Source organism: Chenggangzhangella methanolivorans (assembly GCF_019797865.1).
In the GTDB taxonomy this organism is placed as follows: domain Bacteria; phylum Pseudomonadota; class Alphaproteobacteria; order Rhizobiales; family Methylopilaceae; genus Methylopila; species Methylopila methanolivorans.
On record NZ_CP081869.1, the window covers coordinates 1124298 to 1143476 of the forward strand.

Below are 19179 nucleotides of genomic sequence, written 5' to 3' on the forward strand. Positions count from 1 at the left end.
CGGTCGGCTTCTCGGAAGCTGCACCGTCGGATGCCTCGCGGCATGGTTCACGCGTGGACGGCCGCGATCGCCTCGATCTCGATCATCGCGGCCGGATCGTAGAGCGCCCGGACCTCGGCGATCGTGTCTGCCGGATAGGGCTCGGAAAAGAACTTTCGCCTGAGTTCGACGACCTCGGCGAACTGTCCCATGTCGGTGACGTAGATCGTCACCTTGATCACATCCTTGAGGCTCGATCCGCCGGCCTCCAGCCCGGCGGAGGTTGGCGAAGGCCTGCTCGCCCTGCGCCCGGAAGCCGCCCTCGACGATTTTTCCGTCGTCGCCCGCGCCCGCTTGGCCCGAGATGAACAGTAGGTCGCCGAAGCGAATGCCCTGCGAGAGCAGGTATGGCGCATAGTTGTCGGGGTCGGTGACGACGCGTTCCAGCATGATTTTCTCCATGGGTTGGGAAAGAGCCGCCTCAGGCGGCAAGTTCCCGATCTTTGACGTTCGCGACGGGACCAAGGATCGCGGGGTCGAAAGCCTCAAGGGCGAGCCCCTCGCGCGCCCGGATGGGAAGGTCTGAGTTGGAGAGCGCGCCCTTGCCGAGCGAGACGACGTCCGCGCCTTGGCTGATGACCCCGTCGCGCGGCTGAGATCGTGCAGCCCGCCATTGGCGATGATCGCGATGGCCGGCGCATAGCGCCTGGCGAGCGCCACAAGGCTCGTATCGCCGCCCTCGAATGCAGGGCGCCAGGCTTCATGCTCGGTGACGTGGATGTAGTCGGCGCCCGCATCGCCGAGCGCGCCGAAGATCGCCTCGGCGTCCGTCTCACGTCCCGCCCATCTGTGTGAGAAGTCGTTGACCTTGCCTTGCGAGATCCGGACCCCGACCGGGACTGCAGCACCGATCCGCTCACGGACGGCGCTAAAGATCGCCAGCGTCAGCTCCATGCGACGCCGCGTATCGCCACCCCAGCGGTCGGTCCGCCGGTTCGTGTGGTCGGTGAGGAATTGGTCGAGCAGGTAGCCGTTCGCGCCGTGGATCTCGACCCCGTCGAACCCCGACGTGGTGACGGCCCGGGCCGCCGAAGCGGCGAACCCCTCCACGGCGTCGGCGATTTGCTCTTCCGTAATCTCCACGGGCGCGGGGTAAGGTCCCCGGCCGCGATAGAACGCCATCTGTTCGCCCTTGGGCCGGATCGCCGACGGTCCAACTGAGGTCGACCGGAAGCGGTTGCCCTGGCTCAGAGCGCCGGCATGCATGAGTTGCGCGACGATGCGCGCTCCGTGTTGGCGCACGGCTTCGACGACCGGCTTCCAAGCGACAGCCTGCGCCGCGTCGGAAAGACCGGGCTGATGCAGGTAGCCCTGCGCATGGGCCTGGTCGGAGTAGAGCCCTTCTGTGATGACGAGGCCGAACCCGCCGCGCGCGAAGCGTTCGTAGTAGCGGGCCATCCGCTCTGTCGCGAGCCCGTCTGCTGTGGCGCTGACGCGCGTCATGGGCGCGACCGCGAACCGGTTGCGGAGGGTCAGCCCGTTTATATCGTATTTCGTGAAGAGAGTGTCGCCGGACATTGTCCGTCCTTTCGTTCGGTCCGCAGCGCCTTCGAGAGAGGTTCGAACCGCTCAATTGCGTACGTTGGAGATAGACAGGCGTCGCGGTGCCCGGAACCACGGCTCGACGAGAAGCAGTTTATCGTTCAGTGATACGATATGGACCTCGGCGACGTTGCGTTGTTCTGCTCGATCGCGTCGATCGGTAGCCTGTCGGGCGCCGGCCGTCAGGCCGGGCTGTCGCCGATGGCGGTCAGCCGACGGCTCGCAGCGCTTGAGAAGGAACTCGGCGTTCGGCTGTTTCACCGCACCACGCGCTCGGTCTCCCTGACCAGCGACGGCGAGACGTTCTTACCGCTTGGCAGTCGATGCTGGAGGCGCGCGAGGCGGCCGCCTCGGCCTTTGCTGAACGGCGGGAAGCGGGCTTAAGCGGCGTCCTCAAGATCACCGCCCCGAACCTCATTGGCCGATCCATCGTCGTTCCGCTCGCCGTGCGCCTGATGGCGGAGAACCCGCTCCTTAAGGTCGACCTGACGCTGAGCGACGGCATCGTGGACATCGTGGCGGTCGGCATCGACGTCGCGATCCGCGTCGCGACGCTGCAGGAATCCGGGCTGATCGCCGTCAAGGTCGCGGACAATCCGCGGATCCTGTGCGCCGCGCCCGGTCACCTCCGGGCCTACGGCGCGCCGCAGACGCTCGCTGAGCTCGATGACCACGTCTGCCTAACCATTCACGCGATGGACGCGTGGGTGTTCAGCCGGGCTGGAGAGCGGGTCGCGAAACGGGTCGCAGGGCGGTTGTCGGCGAGCAGCGTCGATGCGGTCCGGGCCGCCTGCCGCGCCGGAGCGGGCTTTGCGCTGCTGACATATTGGGATGTGGCTGAAGACTTGGCTAATGGAAGTCTCGTGGCTGTGCCGATCGACGATGCGGAGACCGAACCGCTCGCGATATGGGCCGTGCTTCCGACGCGCCGCCACGTGCCCGCCCGCGTCCGGCACTTCATCGACGAGATGAAGGTCCGACTATCGAAGTCGCCGGGATGACCTCAACGAATACGGCGTACTGCATGTCGGCTTACAGGACGATCTTCGAAGTCTGCTGTTGACGCACAGCGCCCAGACTAGTGGCGCGTTAGCTGACACCCGCGGTCAAAAGCCTTGCCGTCGCTGCTATAGACGGGGAGAGAGCCGCAAGCGCATCGGCAAGCAGGAGCTACCCGTGAAAGAGCGATTTGAACGGCATCGCCAGCCGTGGACTGGTGAGGAGCTTGCGAAACTGAAGTTGCTCGCCGGGAAGGGCATGGCGCTCAAGGCGATCTCGAAAGCGATGACTCGCAGCGAAGAATCCATCAAGGACCGCGCGAAGCTCGACGGCATCGGGATCGCCAAGCTCCGTTAGCCGAGAACTCCGAGAGAGCGACAGCAGGACGCAACCCGTGCGCAAGTCTTCGTTCCCGATCGCCACATAATGTGACGCAACCGCTTCCGGAGTCTCCAACCCCGGGAGGCGGCCAGAGGGGCCGGCTTCAGGGCCGCCCCTCGACCTCTGGCGAACTGTTTGGGCCCGAGCCTACGTGATACTCGCCGCCGATATGGAAGGCTGGCTGATCGCTTTCGAGACCGGGCCTAAGGGCAATCCACTGTTCTGGGCGGTGCATATCGCCGACCAGGGCGCGGCGCTTGCCGCGGTGGCGGCCGCCGCCGGCGTCGATGTCGACACGCCGGTGGTCTCCGGTCCCAATCCTTCGTCCTCGATCGAGTCTTTCGGGCCCGGTCCGGGGGAGGTCGCGTTCGTTGGCGACATCGGAATGCCGATCACGTAGTTGCGATCTTTCTGGGCTGGTCCAGTTAGAGGTCCTCGCGCCCCGGAGGTCTGATGCTCAGGTTCTTCCGCCGACTGATGCCGAAGGAAGATCGCTTCTTCGAGCTGTTCGAACAGCATTCGAGGATTCTGGTCGCCGGCGCCGCCGCCTTCCAGAAGATGCTCGAGGGCGGCGACGAGGTGGCGGCCCACGCCGCCGAGGTCGTTCGGCAGGAGAACCTCGCCGACGACGTCGCGCGCGAGGTGCAGCAGGCGCTTCACCGCAGCTTCGTCACGCCCTTCGACCGCGCCGACATCCAGGAGCTCATTCAGGCGATGGACGACTCCGTCGACGAGATGAACAAGGTGGTGAAGGCCGTTACGCTCTACGAACTGAAGACCTTCGACCCGATCATGCGCGAGATGGGCGTAACGATCGTGGACGCGGCCCGCCTCACCGCTGAGGCGATCCCGCTGCTCTCCTCGCTCGGCCAGAACGCGGATCGGCTCGGCGAACTCACTGAACAGATCATCGCGATCGAGAACCGCTCGGACGACCTGCACGACAAGGGCGTCAAAGAGCTGTTCCGGACTGCAGGCCGCAGCGATCCGATGGATTACATCATCGGCCGCGAGATCTATGGGGGACTCGAGGACGTGGTCGATCGTTTCGAGGACGTCGCAAAGAAGATCAGCGGCGTCGTGATCGAGAACGTCTGACCCGTGGGCGACGCGGCTATCTCGCTTCCGCTGCTCGTCGCGCTCATCGGCGTGGCGCTGGCTTTCGACTTCTTGAACGGGCTGCACGACGCCGCGAACTCGATCGCCACCATCGTGTCGACCCGGGTGCTGCGCCCGCGCTACGCCGTAATCTGGGCGGCGTTCTTCAACTTCATCGCCTTCCTGTTCTTCGGGCTGCACGTCGCCGAGACCATCGGGCGCGGCATAATCGACGCCGAGATCGTCACGCCCGCCGTCGTGTTCGCGGCGCTGATCGGCGCGATCGTCTGGAACCTGCTGACCTGGGCGCTCGGCATCCCGTCCTCATCGAGCCACGCGCTGATCGGCGGGCTGGTCGGCGCTGGCCTCGCCAAGGTTGGCCTGTCGTCGATCGTCTGGGCAGGACTGCTCAAGACCGCGGCCGCCATCGTGCTGTCACCGGCGGTCGGCTTCTTCCTCGCGATCCTGTTGGTGCTCGCCGTCACCTGGGCGTTCGTGCGCCAGACGCCGTTCATGGTCGATCGCACGTTCCGGATCGGCCAGTTCGTCTCCGCCTCGCTCTATTCGCTCGGCCATGGCGGCAACGACGCGCAGAAGACGATGGGGATCATCGCGGTGCTGCTCTACTCATCCGGCTACGGCTCGGGCGAGTTCCACGTGCCGCTCTGGGTCGTACTGTCCTGCCAGGCCGCGATGGCGCTCGGCACTCTCTCGGGCGGCTGGCGCATCGTCCATACCATGGGCTCGCGCATCACGCGGCTGAAACCCATGCAGGGCTTCTGCGCCGAGACCGGCGGGGCGATCACGCTGTTCGCCGCGACATGGCTCGGCGTTCCGGTCTCGACCACGCACACCATCACAGGCGCGATTGTTGGCGTCGGGGCAGCGCGGCGGACTTCCGCGGTCCGCTGGGGCGTCGCGAGCAACATCGTCATCGCCTGGGTGCTGACGATGCCGGCCGCAGCGGCGATCTCGGCATGCACCTACTGGCTGGTCGCGCTGTTCCAGTGATCGGCCGCTAGTCCTCAATGGCCCGCTTGCTCGTCTTCACCTCCGGAAGCGCCGCGACCTTGGCGGCGATCTCATCGACGCTCGTCTGGGAGAGCCGTACGAACGTGATGACGATCTCGTCCTGACCGTCCTCTTCCGCCGGGCGCGCCACGAAGGTCCGCACCCGGGAGGCGCGCGGCCCGGCGAGTTCGTTGAGCTTGTCTATGGTGAGCGCGCCGCGCGGGGCGACGAATGTCAGCGCGCGGCTCTTCATGCTGTCGCGGTAGCGCTCCTCGAGCGGTTTCACGCCCGCGAGAATGCCGACAATGATCAGCGTCGCGGCGGTTCCGGCGACGTAGAGCCCTCCGCCGATCGCGAGCCCGATCGCCGCGACGCCCCAGATGCTGGCCGCGGTGGTGAGGCCGCGCACGACCTCGCCGCGCAAGAGAATCGTTCCGGCCCCGAGGAAGCTGACGCCGGAGATCACCTGCGCTGCGACGCGCGAGGGATCGAACGAGACCTGTCCGGTCGCGCGGATGTCGTCGAAGCCGTAGGCCGAGACGATCATGGCGAGGCAGGCCCCGACGCAGACCATCATGTGGGTGCGCAGGCCCGCGGCCCATTGCAGCCGCTCTCGCTCGACGCCCACCACGCCGCCCGCGACGGCGGCGGCCCCGAGGCGCATCACCAGTTCGGCGTTGGTCATCGCGACCTCCCTGTTCAGGTTAGCGCCAGAGCCCGATCTCGTCCCAGCGGCTTTCGGGAATGGCGGCGCCGATCCGGTAGTTCAGCTCCAGCACCGTCAGTCGGTCGGACGTCGCCCGGCATCGGAACGTCAGACGATACCAGCGCCCGCCGCTGCGGATCGCTGCGCCCCGCCCGATGATCTCGTCGCCAGAAAGCTCCGCCTCCCGCTCGGCGTCCATCACCATCCGGTCTGGATGGAGCGCGCCATTGGCGGCCGAGATCCGCCGCATCGTCTCGATGTCGCAGAGCTGGTGGAAGCGAGTCTCGGGATCGAGGCGCAGGAGACTGGCCTCAAGCGACCTTTCTAGCGCCACGGCCGGGGCCTGAACCACCAGCAGGGCAATAGCGACGAGGAACGACGTTCCTCTCATCCGTTTCCTCCGTGGCCTTAGGAACAGAGCCGCCTCAATCGACGGAGCGAAGCAGACGACCCACCGAAATCGTGTTCCAACGGCCCGGATTCGCTCGAAATGTTCACCGATTCAACCAATTATGACGAAGCATGAGCAGGAAGTTTCGACGCACGAAGGTTCGCGAGCAATTCGGCGCCGCGCCGTACCGGATCGGCTCCGACGGCCGTCTCGAGGTGATGCTGGTCACCACCCGCGAGACCCATCGCTGGATGGTGCCCAAGGGCTGGCCGATCAAGAAGCTCGGCCCGCTCGGGACGGCGATGCGCGAGGCTTACGAGGAGGCCGGCGTGCGTGGAGAAGGCGGGCCCGCGATCGGCGCGTTCGACTATCTCAAGGTCATGCGCAAGGGACCGAACCAGATCTGCGAGGTCGAGGTGTTCCCGCTGCTCGTTCAGGAAGAGCTCGAGGACTGGCCGGAGAAGGCTGAGCGTGTAAGGCGCTGGTTCAGGACTGACGAGGCTTCCGCCGCGGTCGAGGAAGAGCGGCTGCAAATGATCCTGCTGGACTTGCCCAAGCGCATCAGGCGGGACGGCTGAGTTTCCCACACGTTACTTTCCGCCGGTGACGTCGAGGAACGTGCCGGTGACAAAGGACGCCTCGTCGCTCGCGAGCCACAGGATCGCCCGAGCGACCTCTTCCGGCTGGCCGCCCCGGCCCATCGGGATCGAGTCCTTGACACGATCGACCCGTCCGGGCTCCCCACCGCTCGCGTGCATGTCGGTGTAGATGTGCCCGGGGCGGATGCAACAGACGCGGACGCCTTCGCGCGCGACCTCCTTCGCAAAGCCTATCGTGAAGGTCTCCAACGCGCCTTTCGACGAGGCGTAATCGACATACTCGTTCGCACTGCCCAGCCGGGCGGCCGCCGAGGAGATGTTGATCACGACGCCGCCCTGTCCGCCGTGGCGATGCGACATCCGCCTGACTGCCTGTTGGGCGCAGAGCATCGGGCCGATCGCATTGACCGCGAAGATCCGCTGCATGCGCTCGAAGCCGAGATCCTCCAGCCGGGACTGGCGGGCGAGCATCGCGGCGTTGTTCACCAGCACGTCGAGCCGGCCGAACGTCTGATCGATCGCCGCGAACAGCTTCTCGACCTGGGCCGGATCGGCGCTGTCCGCGCGGACCGCCAGAGCTTGGCGACCCGCGGCCTCGACGTCGGCCGCCACCGAATTGGCCGCGGCCTCGTTCGAGACGAAGCTGATCGCGACGTCATAGCCTCGCGCTGCAGCAAGCCTCGCGGTCGCAGCGCCGACGCCACGGCTTCCGCCCGTGATCAGAATGACGGGCGCATGGGAGGCGATATCCATGGTGGTCTCTCCGGATAGCGATGCTGCGTGTCAGCGCGACGCCAGACGCGGCGCGAGCAGAACGGCGAGCGGCAGTGTGATCAGCGCCGTCACTGCGGCGCTCGCCATTCCCCAAGACCAGCCGCCGATGTCGCCCAGCACGCCGTACAGCACCGGCGCAGCCGCGCCCGAGCCGACGACGAAGGTGTAGAACACCGCGAAGGCGTGCTCGACGCGGCCGGCTGGCGCGAGCTCTGGCACGGTGCCGTAGAGGACCGACGAGGTCCGTTCAGCGCGATCCCGACCAGCGGCAGGAGCGCGAAATCGAGCCAGAGCGGCGCGACCATCGTCGCGACGATGAGGCAGACGGTGGCGCCCTCGGTCAGCAGCGTGGCGCGAAGCACGCCGACCCGCTGTCCGAGCCACCCGCAGGCGAACTTGCCGAACGCCCCGCCGATGAACACCGCCGCAAACGCCGTCCCGATCGTCGGCAAGCCCGCGCCCTTGGATTGGAGCATGAAGGGCAGGAAGGTCAGGAAGCCCATCCGCGCCGCCGTATCGAGACCGCCGATGGCGCACAGCAGCCGGAAGCCGCCGCGGCCCTCGCCGGAAGGCGCGGCCTTTTCAGTCTTCGAAGCGGAGATCTTCGGCATGACGGCGACGGTCGCCGCGACGATGAGCCCGAGGGCGGCGATCAGCCAGAGTGCATGCCGCCAGGGCATGGCGGTGACGAGCAGCGAGGTGAGCGCCGGGAGCGCGGCCTTCCCGAGATCGCCTGTGAAGTTGTAGGTGCCGATCGGCCCTCTCGCGGCGGACCCGTAGGCGCGCGAGACCGCCGCCGACGCCACGGGATGCTGCGTGCTCGATCCCGCGCCCGACAAAGCAAGGCTCGCGCAGAGGCCCAGCGCGCCGCCGGACAGGCCGGCGAGCAGGTAGCCGACGGCTGCGAGGATCGTGCCGGCCGCAAGGATCACACGCCCGTCCATCCGCTCGGCAAGCCGGCCGGCCGGCACCTGCAGCGCCGCCATTGAGCCGGCGTAGAGGCCGCGCAGCACGGCGAGCAGGCTGTAGCTCAACCCGAACTCGGCCTGCCAGATCGGCAGCAGCACGTAGATCAGGTCAATGAAGCCGTCGTGCAGAGCATGCAGCAGGCCCGAGACCGCGAGCGTGCGGTTCGCGCCCCGTCGATCGGGCGCGTGAGCGATTGTCATGGCGGTACGCATGATGTTCGATGCGGCAGGTGTGGTCAGGTTGCGCGCCGCAGGACCTTGCTGCAAACGAGTTATCCTGACGCCTTGCGTGAGAAAAGCTAACGCAGATGAGCCGCCGCCTTCCACCGCTGAACGCGCTGCGTGTTTTCGAGACGGCAGGCCGCCGCCAGAGCTTCACTGAGGCCGCGCAAGAGCTCGGCCTCACGCATGGGGCCGTCAGCCGACAGGTCCGGCTGCTCGAGGACTGGCTCGGGCACGCGCTGTTCACGAGAAGCCATCGGCGCGTCACGCTGACTGATCGCGGGGCCGCCTACCTCGCCGAGATCGGTCCGGCGCTTGACCGGGTTGCCGCCGCGACCGCCCGGCAGATCGAGCAGCGATCGTCACGGCTGCTTCGGGTCAACGCGCTCGCCACCTTCACACTGCGGTGGCTGATCCCGCGTCTGTCCGCGTTCCAGATGGCCAATCCTCATCTTGAGGTTCGCCTGACGACGTCGAACGCTCGGATTCCGGATCTTAACGAGCCCTATGACGTCGCGATCCGCGGAGGGCCGGATCAGGTCCCCGGCCACGTCGCCCAAGAATTCCTGTCCGAGACGCGAATCCCAGTCTGCAGCCCGGCGCTGGTCGAGCGTCACCCTCTCGCTCGCCCGCAGGAGCTTGCCCGGCACACGCTGCTGCACTCGGCGACACTTCCGGGAGTCTGGGCGCAATGGCTGGTCGCGGCGCGGGCTCCGGATCTTGAGCCGGCGGGCTCCGTCACGCTCGAACACTTCTACCTCACGCTCCAGGCGGCGCTCGACGGGGTCGGGGTCGCCATGGGGCCGACGGCGCTCGTCGCCGACGACGTCGCTGCGGGGCGGCTCGTCATTCCGTTCGAACAGCCGGCGCTGCCGGCGCGGAGCTATTACACCTATGTGCCGGAAGGTTTTGCGGACGATCCTGCCGTCAGATCATTCTGCGGATGGCTTCGTAGGATCGCGCAGGCGCCCAGGAAGGCGCACGACTGAACGTCTGACTTCGGATGAGACCCGAGAGACCGCTTATGGCGCATCTGGGCTCAGGGCCTTCAGCCGCGACCCAATGCAGACGCCCGGACTGCTCGTTTTTCGGCGCGCTATCTCCCCGTGAACGGCCTCGGCGTTAGAGGCGCTGCTCCGCCGCAGCACAGGTCGAAGCGCCGCGCATCTTCGCAAGCACGGTGGCGAGGCCGATCGCCGATGTGGCAGCGCCTGCGAGCGAGACCGCCGGATAGCCGAGCTCCGCCGCAATCACGGCCCCGCCGAGCGCCGCTCCAATGGCGTTGCCGAGGTTGAACGCGCCGATGTTTACCGCCGAGGCGAGGTTCGGCGCATCGGAGGCCGCCGCCATGACGCGAATCTGCAATGGCGGCACGATCGCGAAACTCGCCACGCCCCAGATGAAGATCACGAACGCGGACGGCGCGGCATAGGGCATCAGGACCGAATAGGCGATCAGGATCGCGGTGAGCGACGCGAGCGTCACGACGAGCGTGCGGTCGACCGAGCGGTCCGCAAACTTGCCGCCAAGCCAGTTGCCGACCGTCAGGCCGACGCCGTAGACGACCAGCATCGCGGTCATGAAGGTCAGCGACGCCTGAGTCTCGTCTCGCAGTATCGGCGCGATGTACGTGAAGACGGTGAACATCGCGCTCGAAGCGATCACGGTCAGGATCAGCGCACCCAGCACTTCGCCACGCCCAGCACGCGCAACTCCGCAAGCGCGTCACCGCTATTATCCGCGGGGAGCCGCGGCAGGGTGAGTCGCAGCGCCGCCATGGTCACGACGCCAAGCGCCGCGACGCCCCAGAAGGAGGCGCGCCAGCCGAGATGTTGGCCGGCCCAGGTGGAGAGCGGCACGCCCACCACGGTCGCGATCGTCAACCCCATGAACATCGCCGCCACCGCGCTCGCCTGACGGTCGCGCGCCACGAGGCCCGCCGCCACGATCGAGCCGACGCCGAAGAAGGCGCCGTGGTTGAGCGAGGTGATCAGCCGCGCCACGAGCAACATGCCGTAGCTGTCAGAGATGGCCGCGAGGGCATTGCCGAGCGTGAAGATCGCCGCAAGCGCGATCAGCAGCGTCCGGCGCGGGACGCTTCCGGTGGTCAGCGTCATCAGCGGCGCCCCCGCCATGACGCCGACCGCATAGGCGCTGATGAGCATGCCCGCGGTCGGGATCGAGACGCCGAGATCCTCGGCGATGACGGGGAGCAGGCCCATTGGGGCGAATTCGGTCACGCCGATGCCGAAGGCGCCGACGGCGAGCGCCAGCAGTCCGAGATTGGGTTTCATGTCGGGCCTCCTCGGGCCGTCGCGTGGTGGTGCGGAATGTGGCCAAGCGGACAGACCCGGGACGCATGCGCCGATGCGCGCCGCCACGTCGCTAGATGCGCCCCGCCCCTCATCTTGCTTCTTGCGCATAGATGACGGCGGACTCTCCGCTTGAGTATGCTCGCTGAACGCGGAGGATTTTTGCTTTGAACGCAAAGCTGATCGACGGCGTCGACAGGGCGCATGCGTTGTCGCTGTTCGTCGCCATAGTCGAGCACGGCAGTTTTTCGGCCGCCGGGCGCTCGCTGGACTTGAGCCCTTCGGCGGTCGCCCGCGCGATCGATCGGATCGAGGCGCGGCTCGGCGTCCGGCTGCTTCTGCGCTCGACACGGGCGCTTTCGCTGACCGTCGAGGGGCAGGCCTATCTGCAGGCAGCCAGAAGAATCCTCGCTGATCTCGACGACACCGAGCAGCAGATTGCCGATCAGGGCGCGCCGCGGGGCCGCTTAAGGGTCAGCGCCGCGATGGCGCACAGCCGGCTGCGCCTCGTCCCGTTGCTCGGCGAGTTCGCGGCGCTCTATCCGCACATCCTGGTCGACCTTGCGCTGACCGACACCCTCGCCGACGTCGCGGCGGGGCAAGCCGATGTCGCGATCCGGTTCGGCCCGCTGCCAGACAGCGGGCTGACGGCGCGAAAGCTCGGCGAGAACCGGCGGATCATCGTCGCATCGCCTGACTATCTCGCGCGCCATGGGGTTCCGGAAATCCCGGAAGATCTCCACCGCCACAACTGCCTTAACTTCAATTTCCGCCGCATCGAGCCGACCTGGCCGTTCCGGCGCGATGGGCGCGACTATGCGCTGTCGGTGAAGGGAAACATCGAGGCCAACAATGGCGAGACGCTCGGCCAGCTCGCCGCGATTGGGGTGGGCGTCACGCGCGTCGGCGCGTTCAGCGTGGCGGAGGAGATCGCCGAGGGTCGCCTCACGCCGATCCTCGAGGAGTTCAATCCGGGCGACGTTGAGCCGTTGCACGCCGTGTTCGTGGGCGGCGCCTCGACGCCCGCGCGCATCCGGGCGTTCGTAGATTTCCTCGCGGCTCGCCTTCGCTGACGGCGCTCTAGGGAGCGTCCCATTAGCGGGGTTCCGTTTTTTAGCGCGGGCTGATTCCATCTTCTTTGAAGGAGATGGGCATGCGACGACACGAACTGTCAGACGAGGAGTGGCGGATCATCGACCCGCTGCTGCCCCGGAACTCGCGGGGCGTCGCGCGGGTGGACGACCGGCGGGTGATCAACGGCATCCTGTGGCGGTTCCGGACGGGCTCGTCCTGGCGCGACGTGCCGGAGCGCTACGGACCGCGGACGACGCTCTAAAACCGCTTCAGCCGATGGCGCGCGGCCGGCGTCTGGGACCGGCTTCTGGCCCGGGTGTCCGAGACTTACGACGGCGACATCGTGATGATCGACAGTTCCTGCGTCCGGGTCCACCAGCATGGGGCCGCGGGCAAAAAGGGGGCTCTGGCGATCCTTGCATGGGACGTTCCCGCGGCGGCCTGAAGACGAAGATCCACGCCCTCGTCGACGCTGAAGGCCGACCGATCCGGATCGAACTCACCGCGGGACAGGCGGGCGACGCGCCAGCCGCCGCGACCTTGCTGGCCGACGTCCGGCCGGGGGCGGCGGTCGTCGCCGACAAGGCCTACGACACCGACGGCGTCCGCGACTTCGTGCAGGAGCGCGGAGCATGGCCAAACATCCCGCCGCGCTCGATCCGCAAGGCGACGTTCAGCTTCAGCCGCTGGGTATATCGCCAGCGCAATCTCGTCGAGCGCTTCTTCAACCGCATCAAAGATGCGCGGCATCGCCACCCGCTATGACCGAAGAGCCGACAACTTCCTCGCAGCCGTCAAGCTCGTCGCGACACGCCTCTGGATCAACGCGTTATGAGTCCGCTGCCTAGGGCGCCAAGGGCTCAGCGGCCGCCGCCGAGCAAGTCGGCGGCCGCTCGTAGACGCCGCCTATCGTCCTCGATGGTGAGAGCGGCCTCGGCGCGCTCGAGCGCAAGCCCTGAGTGACGGCGTGCGGCCTCGACGTAGCGCCCGCCACCCAACCGGGACAGCGTCGCGAAGGCCTTCTGGAGCCGCAGGCCGATCTCGACCACGCCTGCGCCGTCCCGTGCGATCCCGCTGAAGAGATCGTCGAAGAGATCATCTGGCTCGATCGGCGGGACGTAAACGCGCGGGAATTCGACCGGGTCGTCATCGCTCTCGCGGGCGTCCGTCCAGATCGCGAGCAACCGCACCGCGCGGCCGATGACGTCGACCGCGGTGCCGGGGTCGTTGATCCCCGGCGACAGCGCCCGCGACGCGATCTCGGACAGGACGCAGGCGCCGAAACGCGGATCCTGATCAAAGGAGCGCGTGTCCCCGATCGTGAAGCAGGCGCGGATGCGCGCCTCCACATCGTCGCCGTCGATACCGTGCGCAAAGGCGAGCACGGTCGACGGGTCGACCAGCTTGCCCGGAATGACGCCGACGAAGATATCGCCTCGACCGCCCTCCGCGATGGCCTGCAGCGCCCTGACGTCGAGATGCTGGAGATAGCCGATCGCATCGACGCGGACAGGGCGCGCCCCGCCGGGAATGGACGTCGGATCAGCAAGCGGCGCGCCGCCCATATGCGGGCGCTCGCGGCGTTCGCGCATCGAGCGAGCTGCCGCTTCCTCGACACGCGCGGTCGTTTCGGTGACGCGACCAAGACGCGAAAGGTGGTCGATCCAACGCAGCAGCGTGACGACGACCAGCGCGATGACCGCGATCGTCACGATGAACAGCACGACGCGTCCCTGGTCGCCATACGCGCCGGCGCTCAGCGCGATGATGCCCAAGGCTGAAGAGGAACGAGCCAAGGAAGGTCGCCAGCACGTTCTGGGTGGTGCTGTCCTCCATCACCAGCCGCGTCGCGCGCGGCGTGACGTTGCTGGTCGCGGCCGAATAGGCCGACACCATGATGTTGAGCGAAAAGGTCGTCACCGCCAGCATGCTGGACGCGATGATGCCGAGCAGGTTGTCGACCGCGTCGGCCCCGTTGCGCGCCTGAAGTCCCGCGGGATGTGCGGGCTGGCGACGATCGCCACCAGCGCGGTCGCGATCGCGCCCAGCGAAAACAGGCTCGCCCGGAACCAGATGCGGCGTGTGAGTACGGAAAGCAGCCAGGCCCAGCGCGAGGTCATTGGATGGGAAGGTCTCTAACTTGAAGTCGGCTGTGATGATCCTTTTTCGGACGCGATGCGCCGGTGAAGGTCAAGTGCGCGCTGTTCGCTGCCGGGTTTTCTCGCGTCAGTGAGGGATCTAGGCGTCGTTTAGATTGAGATTGGCAATTAAGATCGCAAAGGTTTTGATCGAGAGATTCCGCTCTCGATCCGACCCTGCGGAACGAATTCAAATCGTCGCTTACTTTGCCCAGCAGATAGACTGCCCACTCAAAGTCAGTTCGTGGCCTGGAGTTGGGGAGTGCTTCAGGCGCGTGCTGGCTTGAGACGCTCGTCCCGCAGTGCCTTAAAGGCGCGCCCCTCCGACCGAGCCGATGGGGCGCAAGCGTTCCGCGAGGCTAGAGACTTACTTTCCGGAGCCGCTCGTCGGGTTTCGCTGTGGCCGCGAAGGTCCTTGGCCTGATTGTCGGAGCTGCCGGCGGAGGTCGGCTTCTCGCCCTTCATCTCCATCGAGCCGGACGAGCCGCTCTTCATGGAGCCCGACGAGTCCTTCATTTTCATACTGTCGGTCTGCGAGCCGCCGGTCGCGTTGTTTTCCGTACCAGTGGCCTGAGCCATCGCGAAAGAAGTCGACGCGGCGAGCAGGGCGGCGGCGGCACCGGTCGTGAAGATGTTTTTGAGGGTCATGACGTTTCCCTTATTGCTTGAGGACTTAAACGAGAGAGGTCATTGGAAGCGCAGCGATACTGCGCCCCGCTGGGCACGCCCGAATAAGTTGACCGAAATGACGTCAGTCTCTCAGCAGTACGGAATGATAGAGATGAATGTTTCTCGCTAAGCAGAAAATGTCAGAATTATATTTTTATTCTGACCGGAACGAACGTCGACTCGTTGAAATGCACATTTGAGCGGATGTCAGATACCAGCGTACCAGGCGTATCCATTGTCTTCCCAATAGCCGCCCTTGCCGCCGCCGATCTCGTCGAAACTGGCGACGGCTTCGATCCTCATAACATATTTGGCCATCTTGTAGCCGAGGTGACGTTCCACCCGCAGTCTGAGCGGCGCGCCATGCTCGACCTTTAGGGGCTGGCCGTTCATCTCGTAGGCGAGGATCGTCTGAGGGTGTACGGCGTCTACGAGATCGACGCTCTCATAGTAGCGGACGGGCGAGCCGTCCTCGGCGTTCTCCATCGTGTCCGCGCAATGAAACACAACGTATCGGGCTTCCGGCTTCAGTCGCGCCTTCTCGATGAGCGCGGCGAGCGGAGCGCCGGTCCACTTGCCGATGCAGCTCCATCCCTCCACGCAGTCATGGCGGGTGATCTGCGTGCGCGACGGCAGCCTTCGGAGATCCTCGATCGACAGATCGAGCGGCGTCTCCACCAAGCCGCCGACCTTGAGCCTAAAACCCTCGAAGTTCCGCGCGACGAGCGCCTTGTAGTCCTCGTCGACTGGGTCGATCGTGCCGTTCGGCTTGAACCAAGGCGAGATGTCGGCCTCGGCGTATTCCCGGGCGAGCGACTGCTGCGTCAGCATCGTCCGCTGGACGAAGAGGCTGGCGTCTTCGCCGGCCTCGAGCGTACGACGAACCCAGGGCATCTGCCCAAGCTGGTCACAGCCTGCGAGCAGCGATGCGCCGGCCGCGGAGCCGCCGAGCAGGACGGCGCGACGGCTCAGGGTGCGGCTCATGCCTGATCTCCCGACGGGTTCGTTCGCTCGATCCGGAACCAGCCCGTCAGCATGCCGCGGACGTTGTTCCAGAACCCTGAGAGCACAACCATGGCGACGTGTATGAGGACGAACAGGACAAGCAGGTTGGCGAGAACGAAATGGATGGTGCGGGCTGACTGCCGGCCTCCGAAGAGGTCGATCACCCAAGGCGCCGCTGCGTTGAAGCCGGGCGACAAAGCAAGGCCGGCGAGTAGCTGCAACGGCAGAAGACCCAGAACGACGACGAGGTAGGTCAGCTTCTGCAGCACGTTGTAGCGCGTCGCCTCTTCGCCTTTCGGGAAGCGGAAGCGCAGGTGCTCGATGACGCTGGCGCCGATATGGCGAAGCTGATCACCCGATGGGACCAGCCGTTTCCTAAGCTGTCCGCTCGCCACGCCATAGCCGAGATAGACGAGGCCGTTCAGCACGAAGAGCCAGGCGAAGAAGAAGTGCCAGCTCCGCCCCTCCGCGAGGCTTTGGTAGCTCGGCAAAGTCGCCCATGAGGGAAAGCCACGGCCGATGATTTCCCCGTCGGCGTCTTTCGACGCGCCGAGCACACCGGTGGTGTCGAAGCTCTGCCCAAACGCCGTCGTGACGCCTCGCGGCGGCTCCGTTTCGGTCGCGGTCATCGCCACGAGCGGGGTGTCGAAGGTGGAGACGTGCCCCCAGTAGAGCGCGGGATGTGCGTTGAAGATCTGAAGCCCGCTGAGCAGCAGCACGGCCAGGCAGACGACGTTGACCCAATGCGCGATCCGAATCGTCGCCGGATGCCGAAACACCCAGCGGGCCCCGGAGGCTTGCGTTCCGGTTTCAGCCGCTTTGGTCGTCGCCATCAAGCTGCTCCTGGCCGACCGGCGATATCGCCGGCCGGCGTTGCAAGGATCTCATCAGACGTTTCGATGGAGCCGCGGGTTTCGTTACATCGGCGGCACGACGCCGTCCTTTCCGATCGCGACCGCCCGGGCGCTCAGGGTCTCGCCGTCGCGGGTCGTGATGGAGAAAACGGGAGCGCCCTTCATAACGATCGACTTGTCGGCTTTCTCGAAGGTGACGATCGGCGCGGTCGGCGGGACCTTGATGGTCTTGGACTGACCATTGTCGTAGGTCACGTCGATCGTCTTTTCACCGCCCGCGCCGCTGCTCGACTTGATCGAACCGTTCGTCATCGCGCTCTTCGTGGTCGCGCCGCCCGACTTCTGCGTTTTGACCGTGCCATTGGTCATGGCGCTCTTGGTCTTTGATCCGCCCGAGGAAACGGTCGTGTCTTCGATCTCGTCCCAGGGGTAATGACCCTCGCCTGTGCCGCGCATCGCTTCGGGGAAGATTACCACCTCAAGCGCCACCGGCGGGTTATCGCCCTTGGTCGCCGTGCCGATGAACTTGCCGTCGCCGACCTGATCGAGGCTCGACTTCACGACGTTGAGGAACGCCGTCTCCGGCTTCAGTGCGATCTGCTGCGTGCCGCCGTCCTTCGTCTTCACCGTGATCGAGCTGTCGGTGGCGCTTTCCACCGTACCGCGAACCCGGACGAGTTCGGGCGCGGCCTGTCCGGCCGCGGTGAACGCGAGCAGCCCTGCGGCCGCCAGAATTGAGACCCTGATCATAACGTTTCCTCTCTTGGTTGAGAGGGCACATGGAGTTCCGGAAAGCGGCGGCAAATAGATTGCGGGCAATTCGTCCAAGAAGATTTGCCCGGGCCGCGAGCGGTGCTCGATCGCTTTCGAATGTCCGCAGCCCTGTAACGACCCCATGTCGGGCGACGTAACGCTCGCAGCATCGCCGTCATGTGGAGGGCCGGATGGTGTCGGTCGTGAACGGGTTCGTCTGCCAGACCGGTTGTGACGAAGCGGTCGCCCGCAAAGGGCGCGATCCGCGCAATCCGAAGAACAATCCCGTGAAGGCCGAGGCGCTTGCGATCCGGGACGGCGAGGCGGTCACGACGATCGGCGTTCCGGGCGCTCGCGTCGTCTCGTTCGGCAAGGATGCCTCGATCGTCGCTGCGAGCACGGACGCGAAGGACGCCCCGCGCAATCCCGGAAGTCCGGCGCTGTTCTACGACAGGTCTGCATGAGAGCGGGCTCGCGTCACACATACGACTGGAGGCTACGTATGATCGACCGTTACGACCTGCTTTCCGCTGGTGTCTTGGCCTGCGCGCTGCTCGGGCTGTCGGGCGCCGCTCATGCGTCGGACCGACCTGTCGTGGTGGAGCTCTTCACAAGCCAGGGATGCTCCTCATGTCCGCCGGCCAACGCGAACCTCGCCAAGCTCGCGCAGAGAAAGGATGTCCTCGCGTTGAGCTATTCGGTGACCTACTGGGACCGGCTGGGCTGGAAGGATGTTTTCGGGAAGCCTGAATTCACGGAGCGACAGGTCGAGTATGAGCCCGGCCTTGGTCAGAACGGGCCTTTCACACCTCAGATGGTCGTCAACGGACGGCTGAGCGCAGTCGGCCAGCGGATAGGCGAGGTCGAAGGACTGATCTCGAGCGCCCGCGGCGACGAGGGGCCGGATCTGTCGATCTCAGGCGACAAGATCAGCGTCGGGGCCGGCTCGGCCCCAGCGGGCGGCGCTGACGTTTGGCTGGTTCGCTACGATCCGAAGACGGTCGAGGTTCCTGTGTCGCGCGGTGAGAATAAAGGGCGGACGCTTCCGCACAGCCATGTGGTGCACGAGCTTCGCCGGATCGGCTCCTGGGACGGTCAGGCGGTCAAGCTGCAGACGCGGTCCGACGCCGGCGGGTTCGCCTTGGCAGTCCTCGTCCAAGGGCGGAATGGCGGTCGAATCCTGGCCGCCGGCACGCAGTGAGGTCCGCCGCGCATCACCGAGGGTCTTGGTTCTCGACCAGCAGGGATAGCTTCGAGGCCAATCCAAAATAGTCTCGCATGACGAAATTCCTGAACGAAGCCGACGAACGCATCAGATCGGCGAAGGCCGCGGACGGCAGCACTGCGAGTTCGGTTTCCATCTCGGCCACGCTACGCGCCGCGAGCCGCTCGCCTGACAGGAGGGACTGCGTGGTCAGCGCGCAGGCCTCGCCCGCGGCGACGCTGTAGAGCGCCACGTCGAGCTTGGTCGCAGTGGGCCGGCATACCCGCGTGCCGCCGGTCACGCACATCTGGTAGCCGCCGCACGGGGCGTCGAACTCGTAGGCAACGGTGCCGCGGCTCAGGGTGGCGAAAAGCAGGCTGGCCCACGCGAACCGTCGATCGCGCTCGGTCATCAACCGGACGAAAGGGAAGCGCCTCCCA

General features: G+C 66.1%; 19 protein-coding genes and 6 pseudogenes. 12 read left to right on the plus strand and 13 right to left on the minus strand.

Annotated elements, in window-relative coordinates; all coding sequences use genetic code 11:
* Positions 1–47: 47 nt before the first annotated feature.
* Positions 48–429: pseudogene (locus tag K6K41_RS05935) on the minus strand (RidA family protein).
* A 31-nt stretch (positions 430–460) separates the two neighbouring features.
* Positions 461–1557 (minus strand): annotated as a pseudogene (locus tag K6K41_RS30220) (oxidoreductase).
* A 138-nt stretch (positions 1558–1695) separates the two neighbouring features.
* Between K6K41_RS30220 and K6K41_RS05945 the strand changes: the two are divergent.
* The 6 genes from K6K41_RS05945 to K6K41_RS05970 all read left to right on the plus strand — a co-directional run bounded on the left by K6K41_RS05945 (position 1696) and on the right by K6K41_RS05970 (position 5070).
* Positions 1696–1965 carry a helix-turn-helix domain-containing protein gene (locus tag K6K41_RS05945; protein ID WP_261404293.1) on the plus strand — a complete coding sequence of 90 codons (270 nt, stop codon included), beginning with the start codon at positions 1696–1698 and terminating at the stop codon, positions 1963–1965.
* The gene (locus K6K41_RS05950; RefSeq protein ID WP_261404294.1) at positions 1905–2582 is read left to right on the plus strand and encodes a substrate binding domain-containing protein; all 678 of its coding nucleotides are present in this window, start codon (positions 1905–1907) and stop codon (positions 2580–2582) included. The genes K6K41_RS05945 and K6K41_RS05950 overlap by 61 nt, the downstream gene beginning before the upstream one ends.
* Before the next feature lie 175 nt (positions 2583–2757).
* Positions 2758–2937, plus strand: coding sequence for a hypothetical protein (locus K6K41_RS05955; RefSeq protein ID WP_261404295.1), 180 nt, complete (start codon positions 2758–2760; stop codon positions 2935–2937).
* A gap of 175 nt (positions 2938–3112) precedes the next feature.
* On the plus strand, positions 3113–3361 hold the full coding sequence (locus K6K41_RS05960) for a hypothetical protein (protein WP_261404296.1): 249 nt from the start codon (positions 3113–3115) through the stop codon (positions 3359–3361).
* Positions 3362–3414: 53 nt separating this feature from the next.
* Positions 3415–4059 (plus strand): DUF47 domain-containing protein, encoded by a 645-nt coding sequence (locus tag K6K41_RS05965; RefSeq protein ID WP_261404297.1) that lies wholly within the window; start codon positions 3415–3417, stop codon positions 4057–4059.
* A gap of 3 nt (positions 4060–4062) precedes the next feature.
* On the plus strand, positions 4063–5070 hold the full coding sequence (locus K6K41_RS05970; protein ID WP_261404298.1) for an inorganic phosphate transporter: 1008 nt from the start codon (positions 4063–4065) through the stop codon (positions 5068–5070).
* A gap of 7 nt (positions 5071–5077) precedes the next feature.
* Here K6K41_RS05970 and K6K41_RS05975 read toward each other — a convergent pair whose 3' ends face one another.
* Positions 5078–5755 carry an MgtC/SapB family protein gene (locus K6K41_RS05975; RefSeq protein ID WP_261404299.1) on the minus strand — a complete coding sequence of 226 codons (678 nt, stop codon included), beginning with the start codon at positions 5753–5755 and terminating at the stop codon, positions 5078–5080.
* A 19-nt stretch (positions 5756–5774) separates the two neighbouring features.
* Entirely contained in the window at positions 5775–6167 is a 393-nt protein-coding gene (locus K6K41_RS05980) for a DUF930 domain-containing protein (RefSeq protein WP_261404300.1), read from the minus strand.
* A gap of 131 nt (positions 6168–6298) precedes the next feature.
* Between K6K41_RS05980 and K6K41_RS05985 the strand changes: the two genes are divergently transcribed.
* Positions 6299–6745: an NUDIX hydrolase gene (locus K6K41_RS05985; protein WP_261404301.1), complete on the plus strand. Its 447-nt coding sequence runs from the start codon at positions 6299–6301 to the stop codon at positions 6743–6745.
* Between the two features lie 12 nt (positions 6746–6757).
* Here the strand turns inward: K6K41_RS05985 and K6K41_RS05990 are convergent, their stop codons facing one another.
* Together K6K41_RS05990 and K6K41_RS05995 are read right to left on the minus strand one after the other, a co-directional pair.
* Complete coding sequence (locus tag K6K41_RS05990) at positions 6758–7519, minus strand: glucose 1-dehydrogenase (RefSeq protein ID WP_261404302.1); 762 nt, start codon at positions 7517–7519, stop codon at positions 6758–6760.
* 30 nt (positions 7520–7549) lie between these two features.
* Positions 7550–8721 (minus strand): annotated as a pseudogene (locus K6K41_RS05995) (MFS transporter).
* A gap of 95 nt (positions 8722–8816) precedes the next feature.
* Here K6K41_RS05995 and gcvA point away from each other — a divergent pair.
* Entirely contained in the window at positions 8817–9719 is a 903-nt protein-coding gene (gene gcvA, locus K6K41_RS06000) for a transcriptional regulator GcvA (protein WP_261404303.1), read from the plus strand.
* A gap of 133 nt (positions 9720–9852) precedes the next feature.
* On the opposite strand, the pseudogene K6K41_RS06005 reads toward gcvA, so the two are convergent.
* A pseudogene (locus K6K41_RS06005) lies at positions 9853–11024 on the minus strand (MFS transporter).
* A 185-nt stretch (positions 11025–11209) separates the two neighbouring features.
* Here K6K41_RS06005 and K6K41_RS06010 point away from each other — a divergent pair.
* Positions 11210–12115, plus strand: a complete 906-nt coding sequence (locus tag K6K41_RS06010) for a LysR substrate-binding domain-containing protein (RefSeq protein ID WP_261404304.1) — start codon at positions 11210–11212, stop codon at positions 12113–12115.
* A gap of 74 nt (positions 12116–12189) precedes the next feature.
* Positions 12190–12951: pseudogene (locus K6K41_RS06015) on the plus strand (IS5 family transposase).
* A gap of 25 nt (positions 12952–12976) precedes the next feature.
* On the opposite strand, the pseudogene K6K41_RS06020 reads toward K6K41_RS06015, so the two are convergent.
* From K6K41_RS06020 to K6K41_RS06040, 5 genes and pseudogenes are all read right to left on the minus strand, one after another.
* A pseudogene (locus K6K41_RS06020) lies at positions 12977–14045 on the minus strand (DUF2254 domain-containing protein).
* A gap of 476 nt (positions 14046–14521) precedes the next feature.
* Entirely contained in the window at positions 14522–14902 is a 381-nt protein-coding gene (locus K6K41_RS06025) for a hypothetical protein (RefSeq protein ID WP_261404305.1), read from the minus strand.
* Between the two features lie 228 nt (positions 14903–15130).
* Positions 15131–15907, minus strand: a complete 777-nt coding sequence (locus tag K6K41_RS06030; RefSeq protein ID WP_261404306.1) for a molybdopterin-binding protein — start codon at positions 15905–15907, stop codon at positions 15131–15133.
* Positions 15904–16761 (minus strand): cytochrome b/b6 domain-containing protein, encoded by an 858-nt coding sequence (locus tag K6K41_RS06035; RefSeq protein WP_261404307.1) that lies wholly within the window; start codon positions 16759–16761, stop codon positions 15904–15906. Before K6K41_RS06035 ends, K6K41_RS06030 begins: the two co-directional genes overlap by 4 nt.
* Positions 16762–16845: 84 nt before the next feature.
* Complete coding sequence (locus K6K41_RS06040) at positions 16846–17532, minus strand: metal ABC transporter permease (protein WP_261404308.1); 687 nt, start codon at positions 17530–17532, stop codon at positions 16846–16848.
* Positions 17533–17726: 194 nt separating this feature from the next.
* Between K6K41_RS06040 and K6K41_RS06045 the strand changes: the two genes are divergently transcribed.
* Both K6K41_RS06045 and K6K41_RS06050 read left to right on the plus strand, forming a co-directional pair.
* On the plus strand, positions 17727–17999 hold the full coding sequence (locus K6K41_RS06045) for a hypothetical protein (protein WP_261404309.1): 273 nt from the start codon (positions 17727–17729) through the stop codon (positions 17997–17999).
* A gap of 38 nt (positions 18000–18037) precedes the next feature.
* On the plus strand, positions 18038–18736 hold the full coding sequence (locus K6K41_RS06050; RefSeq protein ID WP_261404310.1) for a DUF1223 domain-containing protein: 699 nt from the start codon (positions 18038–18040) through the stop codon (positions 18734–18736).
* 13 nt (positions 18737–18749) lie between these two features.
* On the opposite strand, the gene K6K41_RS06055 is transcribed toward K6K41_RS06050, so the two are convergent.
* Positions 18750–19151 (minus strand): hypothetical protein, encoded by a 402-nt coding sequence (locus tag K6K41_RS06055; RefSeq protein ID WP_261404311.1) that lies wholly within the window; start codon positions 19149–19151, stop codon positions 18750–18752.
* Positions 19152–19179: the final 28 nt, after the last annotated feature.